This window comes from Nodosilinea sp. LEGE 07088 (genome assembly GCF_015207395.1).
GTDB lineage: Bacteria > Cyanobacteriota > Cyanobacteriia > Phormidesmidales > Phormidesmidaceae > Nodosilinea.
Window position 1 is genome coordinate 1 of the sequence record NZ_JADEWX010000035.1, and the last position, 21,992, is coordinate 21,992.

Sequence of the window (21,992 nt, forward strand, 5' to 3'; positions counted from 1 at the left end):
ACTAAAGGCCCCTAGCCCGCCCGCCCCAATAAAGGCGGCCAGGGTGGCGCTGGCAATCACCTCTACCGTGGCGGTTTTGATGCCCGCAATGATCACCGGCAGCGCCAAGGGAATTTCAACCGTTTTGAGCAGGTTGCCAGGGGGCATGCCCATGCCCGTAGCCGCCTCCCGAATGGCGGGGTTGATAGTACGAAAGGCCACATCGGTACTGATCAAAATGGGCGGCATCACCAGCAGCGTCAGAGCCAGTACCGCCGACCAAAAGCTGAGCCCCAGCACCGGAACGGCTAAAAACAATACCGCCAGGCTGGGAATCACCCGCAGGGCATTGAAGCTGTTGAGCATCACCGTGGAAACCAGGCGCGATCGCGCACTCCAGAGCCCCAACGGCAGCCCCAGCCCCAGCCCGATCGCCAGCGGTACCGCCACCAGCAACAGGTGCTGTTGCAGAGCAGTCATGACGCGATCGCTATTCTCCAGCGCGTATTGGTAGGCCGATTGAAACGTAGGCAGCATGACCAAAAACCGTTAGCAGGTGATCTGACGGGTGATCTGAACTGAGCTGCGTTAGCTCACCCATGGCGCGTTGTAGCGATGAATCCTGAACGTCAAGGTTGGGTCGGGCTGGGGGATGGAGCTAACGATGGATCGGGCTCAAGCGGGGATTGGGAATCGTTGGGCAACAACGGCGAGGTGGGAGCAAAGGGATCTAAGCCAGGCTGCTCCTGTCCATCGGGGAACAGCAGCTGATCGCCAGGCTGATCGAGGGGCAAGGCATCGGGGGACTCAGGGGCGCTATTGGGAGCGGCATCCTCGGGGCTCAGGCTAGTGTCGCTGGGGAACGTCGCTAGGGCTACCCGATTGCCCCCCACGGCGCGCAGCTGGTCGAGCACCGTGATCACATCGTCGTAGCGGGCATCGCGGGAGGCGTAGAGCACAATTAGCACGTTGGGGTTGGTCTGCACAAACTGAAATAGCACATCCTGTAGCACCTCGATAGGCACCGGCTGCTGGTCAAGATAGACCTGGCCAAACCCATCGATGCTGACATAGACGCGATCGCTACCCTGGCCCTCCTGCCCCGGCAGAGGCTGTCCGGTATCGGCACTGGGCAGTTCTAAGTCGATCGCCTGTTGGCGGGTAAGTCCCACCGCCGCCAAGATAAAAAACGTCAGAATGCAAAAAATAACGTCGATCAGCGGAATAATCTCCAGGCGTACCTCCTGGGAGGGCGTGTCAAGCAGATCTACTTTCATGGAGAAGGTACCTCTTGAGAAGGTGCGCCATCGGCGGTAGTTGGGGGTGGTTCAGGGATAGTTGCTGCTGCTGGAGAGGCCGTCACGGCCCCGGTCAGCGGTGATTGTCCACCGCCCTTGGCCCAGCTCTGGCGATAGAGCAGCTCTAGCTCGCTACCTGCCTGGCGAAACATTTTCGCTTGGCCAAATATAAACCCCTGAAAGAGGCGATAAAAGGCGAGGGCCGTAATGGCAATAATTAAGCCAGCGGCGGTGCTAATCAGCGCCTCACTGATACCGAGGGAGGTGCCTGCGGTGGCGTCGCCGCTGCCCAGATCGCTAATTTGAATCGAGCCCAGGGAGTTGATCAGGCCCAGCACCGTACCCAATAGCCCTAGCAGCGGCGAAAGCGCGATCACCGCTTCCAGAATTTTTTCGCCCCGTCCCATGGCCAGCAACTCCTCGTTGGCGGAGGTCTCTAGGGCCAAGCGAAACACCTCAGGATCAGGCGACTGTAGCTTGAGCGGCGCCGCCAAGAACCGCCCCATCGGCAGCACAGCAGAGCGATGGGCAATCTCAGCCGCAGCTGACCAGTCACGGCGAGCCGCCTCAAGCACCCGCCCAGACACCTCGCGCTCGCGAGTCAACGTGCGCGACCAAAACCAGATGCGCTCAAATATAGTGCCCACCGCTAAAATCGAGAGTATTAGCAGCGGCCCCATGGCAATGCCGCCACGGGCAAATAGATCAGCTATATTCACGAGAATCCTCCTATCGCCACAGGGACGGGCTATCCATCAGGCTGTCGCACTCGTTAGATAGCGCGCCCGTCTCCGGCAAAGCATAACAATTGTAGTGACTTTGGGGACAATTCAACATTGTCGAGGCAATTCTAGGGCGGCAATGCTGCTGACATGTTTCAGGAACGGGGCAAGACGCCATCACCCCAAAGAGATGAACTTAGACTATGGTATCTAGAATCAGATCTGCTGCCCGCTGGCACGCCCCGGGCGGTCCCATTGCTTCGCGCATTTTGGCGTAGCCGAGCCGCATGGTTTGCCGTGCTGTTTCGTTGTGCAGCAGCTCCAGGGTAGCGGCAGCAATGGCCTCGGGAGTGGCCTCCCACTGCAAAAATTCTGGCACCACCGGCTGATTGACCACCAGGTTTACCGGCGACACGTAGGGCACATCAAACTTCAACAGGTAATAGCCAATGCGGGCGCTGAGGGGATTAATGCGGTAGGCCACCACCTGGGGTACATCCATCAGGGCAATTTCGAGGTTGGCGGTGCCCGATTTGGTAATCGCCACATCGGCGGCGGCGATCGCGGTCTGGCTGTCCTCCATCACCACTCGCCCGGGCAAACCGTACTGAACCAGCCCCCGCTCAAAGCTAGCCTGCATGGCCGGGTTCGATACCGGCATCAGGAACGTTACCCCTGGGTACTTGGCCAGGACAATCTGTGCCGCCTGGAGCAGTACCGGCAGCAAGTACCGGATCTCCTGACGGCGGGAGGCCGGTAGCAGGGTGACCACCGCAGCATCGCGCGCTAGACCCAGCTGCTGCCGAGCCGCGACCGGGTTGGCCGGGGCCGGGTGGCGATCGACCAGGGGGTGGCCAACCCAGGTCACGTTGCCGCCAAAACGCTGGTAATAGTCGGCCTCGGCCTTAAAAATGGCTAGCATGCGATCGCTCTGGGCCACCAGCCGCTCAGTATCCTGCTCTGAAAAGGCCCATACCCACTGCTGGGGAGCGATATAGTACAGTACCGGTACCTGGGGATGGGCGGCGCGCATATATTTGCCCAGGGCTAGGTTAGGCACCATGTTGTCGATCATAATCACCAGGTCGGGCGGGTTAGCGGCTAACCTCTGCTTGGCCCGGCGTTGTATTTTCAGGGTAGGCAACATGTAGGGCAACGCTTCCACAATGCCCACCGAGCCGATGTCGGCGGTTTCGCCCACCAGGGTGGCCCCGGCCCTGGCCATCCGTTTCCCCCCCAGGGCCGTGATCTCAAGGGCAAGGTTGCGATCGCCAGCCCGGCGGTGCAGCGCCTCAATCAGCAGCGCCCCCTGCAAGTCACCCGACACCTCACCAGTGCTGATAAAAACCCGCCGTCGATCGGGATTCGTCATCCCCTATTGTGCTCCCAGACTAGTCATCATCGGTACTTGGCCGCACCACCCGGCGTCGGCCAGGGGTCAGCCCCCGGCGATCGGGCTGCTGTGCCGCCCGCAAAAAGTCACTAAAGTGATTCACGAGGTCGTTGCTGCCACCCTGGGCCAACTTGGCCACGGCATCACTAAACGACTCACCCGAGCGATACACCAGCCGATAGGCCTGCTTCAGCTCCCGGTACACCTGCGGGTCGGTCGTTAGCCCCGCCCGCTGCAAGCCAATTTGGTTCAGGCCGCGCACCTCAGCCGGGTTGCCATTGACCAGGGTAAACGGCGGCACATCGCGATCGATTCGGCTGAGACCGCCAATCATCACCAGACGACCGATGTGCACAAACTGATGCACCCCCACCATGCCGCTAATGCGCGCCCCCGACTCCACATACACATGGCCGGCCAGGGCCACCGAGTTGGCAATAATCACGTTATCTTCAACCACGCAGTTGTGGGCCACGTGAGAATAAGCCATCAGCAGATTGTGGCTACCCACCAGGGTGACGCCGCCAGCATCGGTGGCCCGGTTAATGGTGACATACTCCCGAATCAAATTGTGGTCGCCAATCTCAACCCGGCTCATCGAGCCGTCATACTTCAGATCCTGCGACTCTAGACCAATGCAGGCGCCTGGAAAGATCCGGTTCTGGGCGCCAATCGTGGTTTGGCCATCGATTACCACGTGGGCACCAATGTCAGTATCCGGCCCAATGGTGACCTGTGCGCCAATCACAGCGTAGGGCCCCACTTTTACCGTAGGATGTAGCTTTGCGCCAGCGTGAATCGCCGCCGTTGGATGAATCAGGGTAGTCAACGGCCCACCTCCAGAACCCAAGGTTTGTAACATAGATACATGCTCTACCTATCTCCCTGGGGGAGCAGACGCCACTACCGAAAACATCATTTCACCTTCGCAGGCCAGTTGACCATCGACCTCAGCTCGACCATACATTTTGCCAAATCGCAGGCGTTTTATGGCTAGCAGCTCCACGGTCATAATTAAGCGATCGCCAGGTACCACCGGGCGACGAAAGCGTACCTTGTCGATGCCAGCAAAAACACATAACCCCTCCACCCCGGGAATTTGCGTCAGCACCACCCCACCCACCTGGGCCATCGCCTCCACAATCAGTACCCCCGGCATAATCGGTCGACCCGGAAAGTGCCCCTGAAACTGGGGTTCATTGAACGTAACATTCTTAATGCCCGTAGCCTGCTTGCCCGGTACATAGCCGACAATGCGATCGACCAGGGCAAAGGGATAGCGATGGGGCAGCAGCGCATAAATTTCTTCAGCGCTGTATTCAGTCTTAGTAGACGTGGAGTCTAGCGCTCCTGTCTGAGCAGAATCAAGGGTCGAAGTCACAGGGCCAGGAGAAGTTACGTCAATCACGATGGATAGATTAGGGGTCAACAGGGTCGCCAAGCAAACGTTCAGCACCCCGAGGCGCAAACCGAGACTTAGCCATGGGCATTTGCCTAGCTTGATTTTGCCACTAGAGGGTACCCTCGCCATAGATTAGGGCTGAAGCCAGTGCTTTGGCTAGCTCACCATGCAGACTGTGACTAGCCTTATAGGCCACGACATGGGCCACCGGCAACGTGCCTAACAAGCTGAGATCGCCAATCAAATCGAGCATTTTATGGCGAGCGGGTTCATTGTCAAACCGCAGAGGCGGGTTGAGCCAACCTGCTTGGCTGCATACCAGGGCATTGTCGAGACTACCACCTCGAATCAATCCATTGGCCTGCAATTGCTCAACCTGGTGAGCTAGACCAAAGGTGCGAGCCGGAGCCACGACGTTAGCGAAGCCCTCGGGGCCAAAAGGGTTACGGTCAGGTGACCAGCTAAACCATTGGTTGCCAATAGCAGCCACCTCAAAGTCAATGCCATAGGTAAAGCGCCAGGATGATGCCGGAAACGCCGCGACAAAGGCATCGCCACGGTGTACTGAAACTGGCCGATCGATGCGGGCTAGGGTACGGGGCACTGGCTGGCTGTGTCGCCCCGCTCGGCGCAGGGCATCGACCCAACCGAGGGCTGACCCATCGAGCAGCGGCACCTCAGGGCCAGAAATTTCAATGCGTACATTGTCGATCCCTAAACCCGCCAGCGCTGCCAGCAGATGTTCCACCGTGCGTACCGACGCCTCTCCCTGGCGTAGCTCGGTCGAAAGCATGGTCGGGTTTATAGCTTCCAGGTTCGCTAGCACCACTGGCTGACCCGGCAAATCGGTACGCACAAAATATCGTCCCTGGCCGGGCTCTGCCGATCGCAAGGTCACGTGAGTGGTCATCCCAGAATGCAGCCCTACCCCTGCTCTCTCAACGGTGGTCGCCAGGGTAGTTTGGGCCTCGGTAAAGGCCCAAGCGGCCAGGGTATCGCGCTCGATGTTTACCTGCACCATTAGAACCGCTCCCCAAAACCAAAGTGAATGCGGCCTTGCCCTTGGTTATTAAAGCCATAGTCTATCCGCAGTGGCCCCAGCGGAGTTGAAACCCGCACCCCGGCCCCGTAGCCAATGCCGCTACCGGGCTTACCTCGCGATGGCCCTGGAGCACCGGGCACCGCGTTACCGCTGCCCAAGTCAGTCCCCACATCCACAAACAGGGCTCCACCCAAAAACGAAAACAGCGGGAAGCGATATTCAGCGGTGAGCTGGGCGTAACTGCGGCCACTGCCCACCTCGCCCTCGTCATAGCCCCGAATAGAGTTGGTGCCGCCGAGCGCAAAGGCCTCGTAGGGTGGCACATCCCCTATAATTGTGCCCGCCTGGACGTTGAGGGCAAGGGCCTGGGGTCCTTCGGTGAAATTCAACAGCCTCAAGGGAATGTAGTAGCTATAGCTGCCCCGCAGTCGATTCATAAAGATGCTGCCCCGTCCCAAGGGCACCGACTGCTCTGTATTGAGGCGCAGAACACTGCCACTGGTGGGGTTAAACGCGTCATTGCGACTATCCAGCGTGGCGCTAAGGGGGAAGGTCCAGAGATCATCGACCCCGGTACCGCTAGCGGTGAGGGGGTTACCTGCCGCATCAACCGCGTTGACTCGTCCGCCCTGGTCGCGAGACGACACGTTTTGAATCAGGGTGCCCACCGCCACCGTCCAGCCATTATCCAGAGGACGGCTAAAGGTAATCCCCGTGCCTAATCGTCGAATGCGCACCTGGTCGCCATTGGACAAATTGATCGGGGTGGGGCCACCATCAAAGTTGAGGTTGTTGGCCAATCGCGCAAAGGCCGTGGCGGTGTAGGAGGTGCGGAAGGGGTCACCGGCAATCCAGGGGTCGGTAAAAGATATGTCAAACAACAAATCTCGGGTACTGATCTGGGCCTCGGCACTAAACTTCTGATTGTTGCCGCCGAAGTTATCTTGGCGGAAGCTGACGGTACCAAACAGGTCACCGGTAAAGTTAAAGCCCAGGCCAGCGGCCACCGAGCCGGTATTGCGCTCCCGGATATTGACAATTACGGTGACCTGTCGTGGGTCTTCGGGAGCAGGTTCGAGCCCAGGAACGACATCTTCGAAGATGCCTAGCCCAAATACTCGCTGAAAATCTTCTTCGATATCGGCCTGGTTGAAGACATCGCCGGGCTGAGTCTCAAATTCGCGCGTGACGATAAATGGTCGGGTGCGCCCCTGTATAGGGTTACCCTCTTCATCGACGGACTCGCCTAGTTCATTGATGTAGCGCACTTCGATATTTTCGATGACGCCCTCAGCCACCTCCAGGGTGACCACGCCCTCAGGCGACACCTGGGGAGCCGCCACCACCTGGGCCAGCACGTAGCCCTGGTCTTGATACCACTGGTTGAGCTCTAGAATGCCTTCTTGAAAATCGATCAGATTGATGATTTCACCCTTTTGCTCGGCAAAGATATCGTCAACTACGGTTTGGGGCAATACCTCGTTACCCTCAACCTGGACGTCGGTGAGGACTGGGTTGGGTGCCACGATAAAGGTCACCCGTACCCCCAGATCGGTATCTTCGGGGCTGGCATCGACATCGGCAAAGAAACCGGTGGCAAAGATGCTGTTGATATCTTGCTGTAGCTGGGTGCGGGTCGTGGTACGGCCAGCCTGAGTCTCCACTACGCTGTAGATCAGATTCTCCAATTCTGGGTCAAGTTCACCCTGGCTGGCCTGGACCTCGACTTCGGCCACCAGCACCCGGGGCTCTTCCTCCGCTTCTTCAACGGGCTCTTCAGGGGCTTCTTCCGCCGACTCATCTGTGGCTTCATCGATGGCTTCATCGACATCTTCATCAGCATCGACCTGACCTGACTCATCGGGAGTGGCCTGCGGTTGGTTCCGACGCTGCACAGCCCCGTCAAGGATGCGCTGGGCTTCTTCAGGCGTGATCTCTCGCTGGGTGCTGGGGGTCTGGCTCAGGTCGAGGCTGTCGGGCAAGTCACCCTGGGTTTCGATCGCCTGGCTAAATTCGCTCCCGTCTCCAAGGTCGGATGGGGCCTCAGTGATCTGGCTGAGCTCGAGATTATCTAGCGCATCGAGCTGGGTTGGGGCGGCAGAGTCTGCCGCTTGGCTAAGCCTGTCACCCCCAGAACCCCGATAGCCATCGATCGCCCCCTGGAGCGTTTCAGCAACTTGGCTGGGGCTAGAGTCGGGTTGCAAGCGACCAAAATCGAGGGTGTCGGTAGGCTCGCTGTCGCCCAGGGCCTGGGTAGGCAGTGGGGCCGCCAGGCTCGAGGCGTTTAGCTCATAGTCTGCATCAGCTGCGCTAGGGCTGGGCTCTGGAGACGACTCGAGGGCAGTGGTCGGATTGGCCAGGGCTGGAGCAGCAACTAACCCCAACAACCCTGAGGCAGCCAAAAGCGCTAATAACTTAGGAGATACCCGCATCTAAAACACACCTGCTAAACACGTCCACACACCAATCAAAGACCCTCTCCCCGGGCTGAGAGCCAGGGGAAATAGCCCTGGGGCGGGCCGTAGCCGCCGCAATCGGACAAATTCTACCGCATTGATGGCGCTAATTCTTGGTGGATTGTGCCACCACCTTATCTAGCACCCGTTGGTAGGCGGCTTCTACCTGGCCCAGATCTTGCCGAAATCGATCTTTATCGAGTACCCGCCCAGCCTCATCATCGGTGGCTTGATCCCATAGGCGACAGGTGTCAGGGCTGATTTCGTCGCCCAGTAAAATCTGCCCCTGGGTATCGATACCAAACTCAAGCTTGAAATCGACCAGGGTAATGGCACAGCCCATAAAAAAATCCGTCAAGACTTGGTTGATGTTGAGGGCAAGACGGCGCAATGTGTCAATCTGTTCCTCGCTGGCCAGGGCCAGGGCGCGAATGCGATCGCCTGTCAGCAGCGGGTCGCCCAGGGCGTCGTTTTTATAGTAAAACTCCACCAGGGATGGCTCTAATCGCTGGCCCAGGGGCAGGCCGGTCTGCTTACACAGGCTACCCGCCGCCAGGTTTCTGACCACGACTTCGAGGGGAATGATGTCGAGCGCTTTGACCAGCATGGTGCGATCGCCCGTGGTCTCTAGCCAGTGGGTCTCAAGGCCCGCTGCGGTCAGTCGCTGAAATAGATAGGTAGAAATCGCGCAGTTAATCTTTCCTTTATCGACAATCTGACCTTTCTTTTGGGCATTAAACGCCGTAGCATCATCTTTAAAGTAGGTCAGCAGCACCGCCGGGTCGTCGGTGGCATAGATGATTTTGGCTTTGCCTTCGTAGAGTTTTTTGCCGAAAGATTGGCTGGTGGATGGGGCGGGAGCCATGGTCATAGGGCAGTAGCAGGGACACCCCATAGTAGCGTCCCCGGCTAGTCTCTGAATGACCCAGGGGTTTCCGGGTCTGGTATCGCCATCGCGCTGTACCCTGGGTTAAGTAACTCTCATCATCGCGTCATCGCGCAACGCCCCATGGCCACCATCAACGACAACTACCTCAAGCTCAAAGCGGGCTACCTGTTTCCTGAAATTGCTCGCCGGGTAAGTGCCTTTGCCGAGGCCAACCCCGCCGCGCCAATCATCAAACTGGGCATTGGCGATGTCACTGAGCCCCTGCCCGAGGCCTGCCGCACCGCCATGATTCAGGCGGTAGAGGACATGGGCGATCGCGACAGGTTCAAAGGCTATGGCCCCGAACAGGGCTACGGCTGGCTACGAGAAAAAATTGCCCAGCACGACTTCCAATCCCGTGGCTGCGACATCGACGCCAGCGAAATCTTTATTTCCGACGGCTCCAAGTGTGACTGTGGCAATATTCTCGATATCTTGGGCAGCGACAACTCCATCGCCGTCACCGACCCGGTCTATCCGGTCTATGTCGATACCAACGTCATGGCCGGTCACACCGGCCCCGCCAGCGAAAATGGCGAGTACGAGGGGCTCACCTATCTGCCCATCAGCGCTGAAAACGCTTTCACCGCCAGTATTCCCAACGAAAAAGTTGACCTGATCTACCTGTGCTTCCCCAACAACCCTACCGGAGCTGTGGCCAGCAAAGAGCACCTGCAAGCCTGGGTCAACTACGCCCGCGCCTACGGCTCGATCCTTCTGTTTGACGCCGCCTACGAGGCGTTTATCACCGACCCCACCATCCCCCACTCGATCTATGAAATCGAGGGAGCGCGGGACTGTGCGATCGAGTTTCGCTCATTTTCTAAGAATGCGGGCTTTACCGGCACCCGCTGCGCCCTGACAGTAGTGCCCAAAACCCTCATGGGCAAAGCCGCCGACGGCAGCGAAGTGGCTCTGCACGGGCTGTGGAACCGCCGCCAGTCCACCAAGTTCAACGGTGTATCTTACATCGTGCAGCGCGGAGCCGAGGCGGTGTATTCCCCCGAGGGTCAGGCCCAGACCAAGGCCCTGATCGACTTTTATATGGAGAACGCCCGCATTATTCGTGAGCAGCTCACCGCCGCTGGCATCGCCGTCTATGGCGGCGTCAACGCCCCCTACGTGTGGGTCAAAACCCCCAACGACCTCACCAGCTGGGACTTTTTTGACAAGCTGCTGCACAGCTGCAACGTCGTCGGCACTCCCGGCTCGGGCTTTGGCGCGGCGGGCGAAGGCTATTTCCGGATCTCGGCCTTTAACAGCCGCGACAATGTGAATGAGGCGATGCGCCGGATCACCGAAAAGTTTCGCGGATAGAGCGCTAAAGAGGCTGCTGGAAAAAAAGCTACCCCCAAGGTAGGGGCGCAGGGCTGCACCCTTGAGAGGCAGCGAAATTGTCAAGTAATTCTATGGCCAGAATTGCCTCAACAGCACCCAACAAAACCCATTGCTGTCGAGGTTTCTCCGCCAGAGACGATGAGTGCAAAGCCCACCCTCGACCTATGCCGTTGTTTATTAACGTCAACCGCTGCAAGATGATGCGAATTGTCAAGTGCGAGCCAGAACGCCATGGAGAGCAGATTCTAGCGCTATTGAATGAGGCCATTCTCAATTCTACGGCGCTCTACGACTACAAGCCCCGCACCCCTGAGATGATGACCGAGTGGTTCAGCGCCAAGACAACGGGAAACTTTCCCGTGATTGGAATTGAGAATGAGTTAGGCGATCTGATGGGGTTTGGCAGTTACGGCACCTTCAGAGCGTGGCCAGCCTACAAGTATTCGGTCGAGCACTCGGTTTACGTCGATGCCCGCTTTCGCAGTCAGGGGCTCGGCAAGCGTTTGCTGCAAGAACTGATCGCCGCCGCGCAGGCGCAGAATTATCATATCCTCGTAGCAGGTATCGACGCGACCAACGCCGCGAGCATCCACCTGCACGAGAGTTTGGGCTTCGTTCACTGCGGCACCATTCGACAAGCAGGCTTCAAATTTGGCCGATGGCTAGATCTGTCCTTCTATGAGCTGGTGCTGCCTACACCGGTTGACCCCACTGAGGACTGAGGACAGATATCGTGGGGTAGATATTCTGTCGTTCGGCTCTACCATCCACGTTCCCAATACGCACCTTTCAAGACGTTCTACCATGCTTACCATCGCGCTGCCCAAGGGCGGCATGCTCAAAGACAGTATTGTATTGCTCAAGGCCGTGGGCCTCGATTTCAGCCTGTTTTTAGACAGTGCCAACCGCCAACTCCAGATCACCGAACCCACGGGCCAGGCTAACGGGCTACTGGTGCGCGCCCAAGATGTGCCGGTATATGTGGAATACGGTCAGGCCCAGCTGGGCATAGTGGGCTACGACGTACTACAAGAGAAAAAGCCCACCGTCGCCCATTTGGCCGATCTGGGCTTTGGTGGCTGTCGCCTGTCAGTCGCGGTCAAGACTAGCAGCCCCTACCGCTCGGCGCTAGATCTGCCCGCCCATAGCCGAGTAGCCTCTAAATATGTCAACTGCGCCCGCGACTACTTTCAAAGCCTAGATCTGCCCGTGGAGATTGTGCCGCTCTACGGCTCGGTGGAGCTAGGGCCGATCACGGGCATGTCGGAGGCGATCGTGGATCTGGTTTCCACTGGCAAAACCCTAAAAGAGAACAACCTGATGGAACTCGAAGTGCTCTACCACAGCACCGCGCGGTTGATAGCCCATCCCCTCAGCTATCGCGTTAACCCCTACGGATTGAAGGCGCTGATCGATCGCCTGCGAGCCGAGGCCATTGCGGTGTAGATAGCAGATGGCCATACCAGCGCCATCTTTTCGAACTATGCAATTCACAACGTACTCAACCCCAATGGGTTTCAACGGCAGCCTAAAATCTGATAAAACTGCGTTCGCGTTCTTGGTCAGGATGTTTTTTAGGTGGCATACTCTTATACCGAATCCTACCTGAATACCCCCGGTTTGTAGGGGCATAGCATGCTATGCCCCTACGAGGTTCCTGATTATGAACCGGGGTTTCCCAAGTCGGATTTCGTATTAGACCGAAATTCCACCACAAAATCTGGACACAGAAGAATCAAATCAGCCCTTCCCGCTGCTCCAGAGTCAGCGCTTCCCAGCGATCGCGCCTAACCCAAGACGCATCTGGAGAATTTAAGACCTGGCAGGTAATCAATCTGTGATCAACGCTCTGCCTACACTGCCGGTTAGTAATTCTCACAGCAGTCAAATACGCTCCTCAAGTGCTGCTGATAAAGCCAACTATGCTCAAGCAGATCAGGCGCTTGTCCTTTGCTGAGAAGGTCGGTAGAGTACTACTGTGCATTGCCCTACCACTGTGCCCGCCAATGCTGGAAGGTTTAGCTCATCTACACTACAGCTGCATCTACGAGCAGAACGAAGAAACGCCGCCTATGGCCCTCAAACCCCTCAGGGGCATGGTGGGTTTGTGCATAGCTGTTTGCGCGTACATCACGGGTTCTCAATCGACTGAAGCCGCCCCCCCCCTGCAGCCTGGAGACTCAGGTACAGAAGTCGAATACTTAAAAGATCGGCTCCGTAAAGCATGGTGCTTGCCTCAAGTAGTGACGAATGCTGATAGCTATGATGAGCTGACAGTAGCTGCCGTCAAGAGTTTGCAGCGGCAGCATGGCCTGCTGATGAATGGCGTTGTAGATGAGCAGACCGCTAAAGCGATCGAAGACGGCAAGATGTGTTACGCGCCAGAAGATAGCGCCGCCCTCAAGCTCGGTGACGAGGGCGAGGAGGTACGCCTACTAAAAACTCAGCTCAAGAACTGGGGTTTTCCGCTGACAGGACAATCGCCAGAAGCAGCGGACACGAATAAGTTTGACCAAGCGACTCAAAACGCTCTAAAGGAATTTGAGACGTTTTTTGGTCTAAAAGAAGACGGCATCTTTGATCCCCTGGATTCTGAAGTTCTTTGGTCATCAAGGGTAGAGGCCTTAGTGAACTATATCGATGCCTGGTCTTTTAAGAACATTGCTCCTGCCCTTAGGAACTTGCGTCCAGCAGAAAAGTCTCAAGCTGTTTCAACCGCTATTTCTAGAATGGAGAGCGGCGGAGAATATACTGACCCTACTAAGAACAACCATAGTTTCACATATTCAGCTATGGTTTTAGGTATCTTGAATGCAGATGCCCAAGAATCAATACCAACCCTTATAGCATTGCTCTCCGATAATGATGCCTCTATTCGAGCTAGTGCTGCTGAAGCGTTGAGCTTTATGGGAGCAAATGCACAAGAAGCCCTTCCTCGCCTTATAGAGTTATCCTCCAGCGAGAATGAGGATCCTTCTGTTCGAAATAAATCTGTTGAGGCGTTAGGCTATATTGGGGACTCTAATCCGGGCCTTGTTGTTCCCAGTTTACTTGCAATTGCAAACGATAAAAGCGTCTACGACAATATTGATCGAAACAATGCAGCTAAAGTACTTCGATGGCAGGCAGCTGCAGCACTGGGCAATATCGGGGTGGACGCAAAACAAGCCATTCCAGATCTGGTTGAAATTGCAAAAGATAGAAATGATGACGATAGTGTTCGGTCTGATACGGCTGCAGCACTGGGTAGTATTGGGGCGGACGCAAGACAAGCCGTCCCAGCTCTAATTGAAATTGCAGAAGATAAAAGTAACGGTAACGATGTTAGAGGAGCTGCCATTGAAGCGCTAGGCGATATCGAAGTAGAAGCAGATCGAGTTATGCCGAGTCTACTTGCGATCGCAAAAGATAAGGCCGATTGGGATACTGTAAGGAGAAGTGCCCTAAGCGCAATCGGGAAGTTTGGCCCCAATGCAGAAGACGCAGTTGATCCCTTGATAGAACTGCTAAACGATAAAGGTGAACCTAATCTCCTTGTTATCGAACAAACGATTGATTCTTTGGGTGAAATAGGCCCAGCCGCACAGTCAGCCGTGCCAACTCTGATCACTCTGTTTGACGATTGGGAATATCCACAATCAAGTTTGGCTGTTCAAGAACAAAGCTTAAATGATGAGTTTGCTTACATAAGAGATAAGGGGGATTGCTTTGGAGCTCTTTTTCGTCAGGAGAAGGTGGCACTTGCCATCGCTAGTATTGGTCCTAGAGCTGTCCCTGAATTGATAGCGGCTTTACAGCACCCAGATGAGAAAGTTCGCTATGGTGCCGCTTTTACGCTAGGCGAAATGCCACCTGATACAACTGCTGATGCGGTAGAGCCCCTGCAAGCCGTGATGAACAACCAAAATGAGAACATTAACATCCGGTGGAGAGCTGCTTCTACTCTTCAAGACATGGGGGTAGACACTCAAGATTTTTTCTCACAAAACAATCTTGAAGATTTAAGTATTCGTCGCGAGAAGGGAGACGACTCCTCCTCTGCTTTTAATCAGTATATTGGTGAGTACATCAAGTACGGTGCCTGTGGTGACGATGGTCAGACGATAGCAGACTGCTTTAGAAAGCGGTCGTGTAATTAATGGCTTGCCAAAATGAATGCCTTGACCTGAGCAACAGCTGTGTTCAGTGGGCATCTAACAGCTGACTTGTTTTTTGGTTTGAAATGTCTACATTTAGTTTCACCTAGTTGCTGAGCCGATATACAGTAGGTCGGGTCATTCTTGCTCATAACGATGACTGTAATCATTGACCACCAAAATCTACGTAAAAGGCTACGGCAGGGAGAGATTTTCGCTGGTGTAGACTTGAGCAGCGCTGATATTCGAGGAGTAAACTTTTCCAGCATTAGCTTAATAGCTACTAATCTTGAAGGTGCTCGCACTGGCTTAAGTTTCGGATGGAATATAGGCCTAAAAGTCGGCTTATTAGTTTTAAGTGCAATAGTCGGTCTTATCTCTGCTTATACAGGAGCATTTGTTGCCACCGCAATTCCAATAACGGCAACGGTTACCGGAAAAGCTTTTGCTGTCACAGCCCCGTCACTGTTATTTATCGCATTTATTGGAATTTCACTTTGGCGGGGCTTTGGCAATGTGATGTGGGGATTTGCGCTTGCTATTACAGCAGCTATCACAATTCCCCTTGTGCTGCCAACGATGAACAACACAAAACTTATATTCCTCATTTTTGTATTTGGACTCGCTGTTGAAATCGCTGCCGTAGTGACCGGAACCATTGCTGTAACAGCAGCTCGAATCTCGTCTGGCAAATGGATGATTGCCTTGATCACCCTAGCCATTCTAGCTGGTGCTCCGCTAGGGATAGTATCTGGAGCTGAGGGCGCAACGGAAACACCTGTGATTGTAGCGGTAGCGGCTGCGGTTCTGACGTTTTCGGTATTATTAGCCCTAAGTGTTTACATTAGTAAGCGGGCGGTCGAAGGCGATTCTAAATACGCACTAATTCGCAAGATTGCGATCGCGATCTGTACCTATAGAGGAACAAGCTTTCAAAAAACTGATCTGACCGATGCCAACTTCACTGCGGCGAAGCTCAGGCAGGCTGATTTTCGCCAAGCAAACCTCACTCGTGTTCGCTGGTTTCAAGCAGCGAGTCTTTCTAAAGCGCGAACGACTGGAACTTACCTAGAAGATCCCAAAATTCGTCAGCTGGTGGTTACCCTCAATGGGCAAGACCAGAATTTTGATCACATGGACCTACGCGGACTCAATTTGCAGGGTGCTAACTTAGCAGACGCCAGCTTCATAGGTGCCAAGCTCAGCGAAGCAACGCTAGAAGGGGCCAACCTCGATCGCGCCAAGCTCGTACAGACGCAGCTTTACGGCGCTAACCTTAGCGGTGCCAGCTTAACCGGGGCGATCATCCAAGACTGGAGTATTTCAACCGACACTAACTTTGACGGGGTCAAGTGCGACTACGTCTACATGCAGCTACCCACCAAAGCCGACCCCGACCCCTGCCGCAAGCCCGACAACCGCAACGAGAACTTTGAACCCGGCGATTTTGCCGACTTCATTGCGCCGATCATCAAAACGCTGAACCTCTATCAAACGCAGAATGTTGATCTACGAGTCGTGGCGCAGCAGTTTAAGACCCTAGACTTGTTTCACCACGAGGGCATTGACCCCGCCGCTGCGGCAGTTGCCCTCAAACAGCTCTCAGAGCACTACCCCGAAGCCGATCTCGAAGTCGTTGCCCTCGAAGGACGCGGCGACGACAAAGTGCGATTGCAGGCCAAGGTCAGGGGAGCTGCCGATCGCTCTCAGCTCAGTGCCGAGTACTTCGCCGCGTACCGAGAAATGTCGGCCATGCCCTATGCCGACCTACAATCTCTATTAGCCGGCATGGCCGAAAAAGACGAGCGCATTCGCAGCCTGGAAAGTATGGTGACGACCGCGATCAAAAGCGACAAATTTTATGTAGAAACCGTTTACAGCCTGGGGGATACCGTGACCGAAAAAAGCTCAATCAACATCAACGCAGGCGGCGATATCGGCAACGTCAGCGGCCTGGTGGGGGGCAACGTCAGTGGCGTCATGAACCTTGGCACCATCAGCGGCAACGTCACCAACTCCATTGCTCAACTCCCCGATGATTCGGCAGAAAAGGCTGAACTGAAGGCCCTGCTAAAGCAGCTTCAGGATGCGATCGAAGCCGAGCCAGCCCTGGAACCCGAAGATAAAGCCGAAGCTCTCGCCCAGGTTCAGACCCTGGCAGAGGCCGGTCAGAAGCCTGAAGATGGTGCCCTGCAAAAGGCCGCTAAAACAGCGATGAAAATATTGAAGGGCACCACCGCAGGGTTATCTGAAACAACTAAGTTGGTGGCCGAGTGTACCAATCTGCTACCGGCCATATCTGGCCTGCTGCTTTTGTTATAGGTTCCCGGCAAGACTCTATGGCTGAGGCCAACTACGGGCATGGCTGAGGCGATCATTGATCTTCGGTAAGATGCACTGTGGCCAAAAGTTTGTCACAATAGTCAACGGCAGTATGAGTCAATGGCAGTACGCTCTGTGTATTGGCAACTCCAGCATCCCAGCAACACGCTAGCGTCTAAACCATCTGGGTTACAGATCTTAGCTGGTGCGATCGCCGCCGCCTACAGATCTAAAGCCCTGATGGCCTGACAAAACTTGTCAGCAAAATCCCCAAAGGCTCCCATAGCCATTTCTGTGGTCTGTTTAGCAGTGCTAATTCAGAGCTACGTGGCATATTGACCTGTATCAAGAGCAAAAAAGTTGCTCTTGGTTCGCCCTAGGAAGTCATATAGCCGTAGAGGCAGGTGAAGACTTCCCAACTGTGGCAGATAGTGGCGTAACGGCAAGGGCTAAAGCACTCTGGTTGCTGTAGATTGCCGCCGCCCCCGATGGAATTGGAGAAATTGTTTGACTTCACCACAGGCAAAGCCTAAGTTAGCCTTCTGGCAGCTCTGGAATATGAATATTGGCTTCTTCGGCATTCAGTTTGGCTGGGGATTGCAGATGGCCAATACCAGCGCTATCTTTGAGCACCTAGGCGCCAATGCCGATCAAATTCCGATTCTGTGGCTAGCGGCCCCCCTCACCGGGTTGATTGTACAACCCATCATCGGCAACCTCAGCGACAACACTTGGGGGCTTTTAGGTCGCCGCCGCCCTTATTTCCTGATTGGAGCCATCTTTGGGTCCCTGGCGTTGCTGTGGATGCCCAATGCTGGCAGCCTTTGGATGGCGGTCAGTCTGCTCTGGATTTTAGACACGGCAGCCAATATCAGCATGGAACCCTTTCGAGCCTTTGTGAGTGATCTGTTGCCTCCCAAGCAGCGCACCAAGGGCTTTGCCATGCAGAGTCTATTCATCGGTCTAGGGGCAGTGCTGGCGTCCGCTATGCCCTGGGTGTTGTCTAATATCTTTGGGGTGCACGACAGTGTTACTGACGGTGTGCCCCTGGTGGTCAAGATTTCGTTTTACACTGGGGCGGCATTTTTTCTCGGCACCGTTGTATGGACCGTTTTCACCACCGAAGAACGGCCCCCCCGGGATATGGAGGCCTTTCGAGAACAGCAGGAGCGACGACTCGGTGTCGGTGCCACGGCCCGGGAAATTATGACAGCCTTTCAGCAAATGCCGACAACGATGCGGCAATTGGCCTGGGTGCAGGCGTTTAGCTGGTTGGGCATGTACTGCGTCTTTTTGTACTTCCCTCCGGCAGTGGCCCACAACTTGTTTGGGGCAGGCAATGAATCTTCGCCGCTCTACAGTCAAGGCATTGAGTGGGCGGGTATCTGCATTGCGGCTTACAACGCAGTTTGTTTTGGGATATCGTTTTTGCTGCCTCGCTTGGCGGCGGCGACTAGTCGCCCCATTGCCCATGCGCTGTGCCTCACCTGTGGCGGGTTGGGGTTAATTTCGCTCTGGTTTGTGCCATCGCCTGGCTGGGTGCTACTGCCGATGGTTGGCCTAGGGGTGGCCTGGTCGAGCATTCTATCTTTACCCTATGCCATGCTGGCTGGGGCTTTGCCCGCCCGCAAGGGCGGCATCTATATGGGCATTTTTAATATGTTCATTGTGTTGCCCGAGATCATCATCTCGTTAGGTCTGGGGTGGATTATGGCCAACCTGCTCGACAATGACCGTTTGCTGGCGGTGGTGCTCGGCGGCGTTTGCTTTTTAATTGCGGCGCCCCTGACGTTGAGAGTGGAAGAGGTAACTGCACAGCCAACGGTCTCAGCGGCGCTGCAACCCTCTCTAGAATCTGAGGCAGTTTCAAAATAAATCGGCAACTATATCTAAGACCATGAGCGCGCATCCTGATACCGTTAGGCCTGATTTGCTCGCAGATATCCTGTGGCACCAGGTCGGCAGCTTGTCGAGCACTTACGTAATTTCATGATCATCTTGAGAATTAAATAATACATATTTGCGTATTTTTGGCACTGTATTTCGAGGCCCAGTCGCTAATAATGACGGATATACACAGCGAGTAACGCTGACCCCACAGACATAAATCAGAAAGGTCACCCTATGTTGTTGTTCTTCTTTTTGCCGGCCACCGTTGTTGCCACCGTTGCCTCTCAAGCCCTAATCCAAGATCCAGACTCATCTGTTTTAAACCCTGCTGCCTGGGGATTCATCCTCCTCGCCGCGCTGCTATGGCCGCTTACCTTGCCCTCTATGCTCAAGCAGAAGTGTGCAAATTGGCAAGTGGTTGGCCCGGTTGAATCTACAGAATGCGAGTTGTCATAGCCCTGGGTCAAAGCTGATGCTATATCCCTAAGATAGGGTGACATCTACCACAGCGCGATCGGGAAATACAGCCTTATTCATGTTGCTTAAGTACAGTCCAAAGGGAACAGGGAGTAGGTGACAGGGAACAGAGTGTACTTGTTTCACTTGCACACCGCTATATTTAACGCGGCCCAGGGATTTGCTGGGTCATCGCCAGCGCTTCGGGCAATCATGTAGCCATCTTCCCCCTGCAATGCCGCCAGCGCCAGGGGCAACCCGACCATCCCATCATCTAAACAACTGCGCCACCCCGGCTATACATCGAGGCAGGGCCGCCTGTTTTCTAGCTCCCGAGCAGGTCAACACGTTGCTAGCCCACCCGACCTCACTCAAGCCGACGCTGTTCTAACCTGGTCACGCCCAGCGCGTTTGGCCTCATACAGAGCGGCATCGGCCAATTTGATCAAGCTAGTGGGGCTTTGGCTGCTGTCAGGCACCAGGCTGGCTACCCCCAAACTCATGGTTACCACCTTGGCTACCGACGAATCGGCATGGGGAATGCGGTGGTGACGCACCATCAAACGCGCATCTTCGGCCACGCTTTCAGCCCCCTCCACATCGGTGTTAGGGAGTACAATCACAAACTCCTCACCCCCGTAGCGGGCCACCAAGTCACCAGGGCGTTTGGCAGCCCGACTGATAGCGCGACCCACCAGCCGCAGGCAGTTGTCACCCGCTTGATGACCATATTTGTCATTAAAGCCCTTGAAACAGTCAATATCGGCCATCACAATCGCCAGGGGGGCATTTTCGCGGCTCATACGCCGCCATTCTTGCTCAAGGTACTGCTCAAAGCGGCGACGATTGGCCACCTGGGTAAGCCCGTCTAGATAGGCCATGCGCTTAAGTTGCTGGTTGGCCAGGGTCAGCTCACGGTGCAGTTTAGCCTGTTGAATCGCAATTCCCACCTGAGTGGCCAAGCTTTGCAGGAGGCGCACATCTGCCGTGCGCCAGGCCCGAGGTGCCTTACACTGGTGGGCAATCAGCAGCCCCCACAGGGTTTGTTCGTGTAGTAGAGGCACCACAATCTCTGCCTTGATCTGAAAATACTCCAGAAATTCCAGCTGGTTGGTCGGCAGGTTTTGGGTGTAGACGTCTTCAACGGCCAGTCCCCGTCCCTCGCGGTAGTGTTTGAGAAAGGTTTCGCCCACCGACCACGGGTCGCGCAAGGCCCAGCCCAGCATTGGCGAGTAGGATGCCTCACAGGATTCTTGGATTACTTCACCGCCCATGTCGGCTCCACACTGAATCATAATTACCCGGTCAGCGGCAATAAACTCTCGCACCAAAGTTACGGTTTGTCCCAGAATGCTGTCTAAGTCCAGCAGATTACGAATACGTTGCGCAATTTCGCCCACTAATCGCTCCCGTTGCGACTGGTGCGCGATCTCGGCCTCAGCTCGTTTTTGCTCAGAAATATCGAGGGTCACTCCGGCCAGTCGGGGGGCCTGCTGCCCATTGTCAAACACCTGCCCCCGCGACGACAGCCAGCGGATGCGGCCATCGCGGTGGTAAATTCTAAACTCCAGATTATAACCCTGCCCCTGGCGAATTGACTGCTGCAAAACCTCATGTACCCTGGCCTGGTCGTGCTCATGGACGCGGTTGAAGAGCGCGTCGTAGGTGCCATCAAACTCGCCAGGAGCCAGGCCCAACAGAGTCTCTAGCTCGCCAGAGATAACCATAGTGCCCTGGGCTAAATCCCAGTCCCAGGTGCCCATTTGGGCCCCTTCAAGGGCCAGTGCCAGGTGCTCTCGCTGCTGGTTAAGCAGGGCGGCTGAGTGATAGCAGGCGGTCAGCTCGGTCTGGGTGCCTGCGATCGCCGCTGGAGCCAGGGGGTAGAATCCATCGGGGGCCAACAGCCCAAGGCAGTTATGGGTCTGATTAACGATAGGTAAGTAGGGCTGATTGAGCTGTTTCTGGTCTAGCGCTAGAGGCCAATCGAGGGGGGCCAGGGTACAGGAGAGATCGGCTAGAGAGGTCATCCACCGTTCGGCTGTTGCACCGCTAACATCGACCTGATGGGCTACCGCCTGGGCCACATTGTCGTAGCTGATAATGCCGACTAGACTTGTGCCGCGATGAACCAGAGCATAGGTTTTAAGGGCCTTGGCCATAGCCGTGATGACCTGCTGCAAGTTGTCTCCGGCCTCGACACGAAGGGGCTCGGGGTCAACGGTGGCGATGGGAATAATAGATTCTTTTCGCTCGTTCTCAAGCACAGCTATTAAGCGCCTACGGAGAAGATATCAACTGAGATGGTTGGATCAGTAGACTTGGGATCGCAAGCAAGTCCCTGAGCACAGGTGAGCCCGACAAAAACAATAGAGGATAGATGGAAAGTAAATCGCAATACAACCCAGTCTGCCCAAGGCCGGAAGTACAGAGACCATATACGATGCAAGAATTAACCAGGATGAGGGCAAAACGGTTGAGTATTTTTACGGCAGTTGAGCTTAAGAGTCGGGAAATTGAGCGTTAAGCGCGGCATTTTAGCCATCTAGGCGCTCAGATCAAGCCGTTAACTAGGTCAACTGGGGAACGTCCCCTCGGTTGCGCCCAGAGGAGTTATCTATACTGAAATCAGA

The 21,992-nt window shown here is 55.4% G+C and carries 18 protein-coding genes and 2 pseudogenes; 8 read left to right on the plus strand and 12 right to left on the minus strand.

From position 1 onward, the window contains the following. The 9 genes from IQ254_RS10985 to purC form a co-directional block, all read right to left on the minus strand. Positions 1-516: ABC transporter permease (locus IQ254_RS10985; protein WP_193966203.1), on the minus strand; the 516-nt coding region annotated here is incomplete at its 3' end. Positions 517-608: 92 nt separating this feature from the next. Further along, positions 609-1,256, minus strand: a complete 648-nt coding sequence (locus IQ254_RS10990) for a biopolymer transporter ExbD (RefSeq protein ID WP_193966204.1) — start codon at positions 1,254-1,256, stop codon at positions 609-611. After that, the gene (locus IQ254_RS10995) at positions 1,253-1,996 is read right to left on the minus strand and encodes a MotA/TolQ/ExbB proton channel family protein (RefSeq protein WP_193966205.1); all 744 of its coding nucleotides are present in this window, start codon (positions 1,994-1,996) and stop codon (positions 1,253-1,255) included. The genes IQ254_RS10990 and IQ254_RS10995 overlap by 4 nt, the downstream gene beginning before the upstream one ends. Positions 1,997-2,195: 199 nt before the next feature. Next, the gene (lpxB, locus tag IQ254_RS11000; RefSeq protein WP_193966206.1) at positions 2,196-3,371 is read right to left on the minus strand and encodes a lipid-A-disaccharide synthase; all 1,176 of its coding nucleotides are present in this window, start codon (positions 3,369-3,371) and stop codon (positions 2,196-2,198) included. 19 nt (positions 3,372-3,390) lie between these two features. Next, positions 3,391-4,221 (minus strand): acyl-ACP--UDP-N-acetylglucosamine O-acyltransferase, encoded by an 831-nt coding sequence (lpxA, locus tag IQ254_RS11005; protein WP_193966207.1) that lies wholly within the window; start codon positions 4,219-4,221, stop codon positions 3,391-3,393. Positions 4,222-4,269: 48 nt separating this feature from the next. Then, on the minus strand, positions 4,270-4,773 hold the full coding sequence (fabZ, locus tag IQ254_RS11010; protein WP_193966208.1) for a 3-hydroxyacyl-ACP dehydratase FabZ: 504 nt from the start codon (positions 4,771-4,773) through the stop codon (positions 4,270-4,272). Positions 4,774-4,903: 130 nt separating this feature from the next. Then, entirely contained in the window at positions 4,904-5,815 is a 912-nt protein-coding gene (gene lpxC, locus IQ254_RS11015; RefSeq protein ID WP_193966209.1) for a UDP-3-O-acyl-N-acetylglucosamine deacetylase, read from the minus strand. Further along, a complete protein-coding gene (locus IQ254_RS11020; protein ID WP_193966210.1) occupies positions 5,815-8,268 on the minus strand; it encodes a BamA/TamA family outer membrane protein in 2,454 nt (817 codons plus the stop codon). The genes lpxC and IQ254_RS11020 overlap by 1 nt, the downstream gene beginning before the upstream one ends. 130 nt (positions 8,269-8,398) lie before the next feature. Then, positions 8,399-9,163: a phosphoribosylaminoimidazolesuccinocarboxamide synthase gene (gene purC, locus IQ254_RS11025; protein WP_278000315.1), complete on the minus strand. Its 765-nt coding sequence runs from the start codon at positions 9,161-9,163 to the stop codon at positions 8,399-8,401. A gap of 138 nt (positions 9,164-9,301) precedes the next feature. On the opposite strand from purC, the gene IQ254_RS11030 reads away from it, so the two are divergent. The 3 genes from IQ254_RS11030 (at position 9,302) to hisG (ending at position 12,004) form a co-directional block, all read left to right on the plus strand. Further along, positions 9,302-10,537 (plus strand): LL-diaminopimelate aminotransferase, encoded by a 1,236-nt coding sequence (locus tag IQ254_RS11030; RefSeq protein WP_193966211.1) that lies wholly within the window; start codon positions 9,302-9,304, stop codon positions 10,535-10,537. 221 nt (positions 10,538-10,758) lie between these two features. Further along, positions 10,759-11,280 carry a GNAT family N-acetyltransferase gene (locus IQ254_RS11035; RefSeq protein WP_193966227.1) on the plus strand — a complete coding sequence of 174 codons (522 nt, stop codon included), beginning with the start codon at positions 10,759-10,761 and terminating at the stop codon, positions 11,278-11,280. A gap of 82 nt (positions 11,281-11,362) precedes the next feature. Beyond that, complete coding sequence (hisG, locus tag IQ254_RS11040) at positions 11,363-12,004, plus strand: ATP phosphoribosyltransferase (RefSeq protein ID WP_193966212.1); 642 nt, start codon at positions 11,363-11,365, stop codon at positions 12,002-12,004. A 239-nt stretch (positions 12,005-12,243) separates the two neighbouring features. Here the strand turns inward: hisG and IQ254_RS33545 are convergent. Then, positions 12,244-12,368, minus strand: a pseudogene (locus IQ254_RS33545) (Uma2 family endonuclease); the annotation flags it as partial. A gap of 262 nt (positions 12,369-12,630) precedes the next feature. Here IQ254_RS33545 and IQ254_RS11045 point away from each other — a divergent pair. Continuing rightward, positions 12,631-14,697, plus strand: a complete 2,067-nt coding sequence (locus IQ254_RS11045) for a HEAT repeat domain-containing protein (protein ID WP_193966213.1) — start codon at positions 12,631-12,633, stop codon at positions 14,695-14,697. Positions 14,698-14,850: 153 nt separating this feature from the next. Beyond that, positions 14,851-14,985, plus strand: a pseudogene (locus IQ254_RS33550) (hypothetical protein); the annotation flags it as partial. A gap of 92 nt (positions 14,986-15,077) precedes the next feature. On the opposite strand, the gene IQ254_RS31430 reads toward IQ254_RS33550, so the two are convergent. Then, entirely contained in the window at positions 15,078-15,416 is a 339-nt protein-coding gene (locus IQ254_RS31430) for a hypothetical protein (RefSeq protein WP_228040516.1), read from the minus strand. 58 nt (positions 15,417-15,474) lie between these two features. On the opposite strand from IQ254_RS31430, the gene IQ254_RS11050 reads away from it, so the two are divergent. From IQ254_RS11050 to IQ254_RS11055, 3 genes are all read left to right on the plus strand, one after another. After that, positions 15,475-17,016 (plus strand): pentapeptide repeat-containing protein, encoded by a 1,542-nt coding sequence (locus tag IQ254_RS11050; protein WP_313887423.1) that lies wholly within the window; start codon positions 15,475-15,477, stop codon positions 17,014-17,016. 120 nt (positions 17,017-17,136) lie between these two features. After that, positions 17,137-17,265 carry a hypothetical protein gene (locus IQ254_RS32070; RefSeq protein ID WP_255526996.1) on the plus strand — a complete coding sequence of 43 codons (129 nt, stop codon included), beginning with the start codon at positions 17,137-17,139 and terminating at the stop codon, positions 17,263-17,265. A gap of 309 nt (positions 17,266-17,574) precedes the next feature. Continuing rightward, positions 17,575-18,891: an MFS transporter gene (locus IQ254_RS11055; RefSeq protein ID WP_193966228.1), complete on the plus strand. Its 1,317-nt coding sequence runs from the start codon at positions 17,575-17,577 to the stop codon at positions 18,889-18,891. 842 nt (positions 18,892-19,733) lie between these two features. On the opposite strand, the gene IQ254_RS11060 is transcribed toward IQ254_RS11055, so the two are convergent. Further along, positions 19,734-21,626, minus strand: a complete 1,893-nt coding sequence (locus IQ254_RS11060) for a GGDEF domain-containing protein (RefSeq protein ID WP_193966215.1) — start codon at positions 21,624-21,626, stop codon at positions 19,734-19,736. Positions 21,627-21,992: the final 366 nt, after the last annotated feature.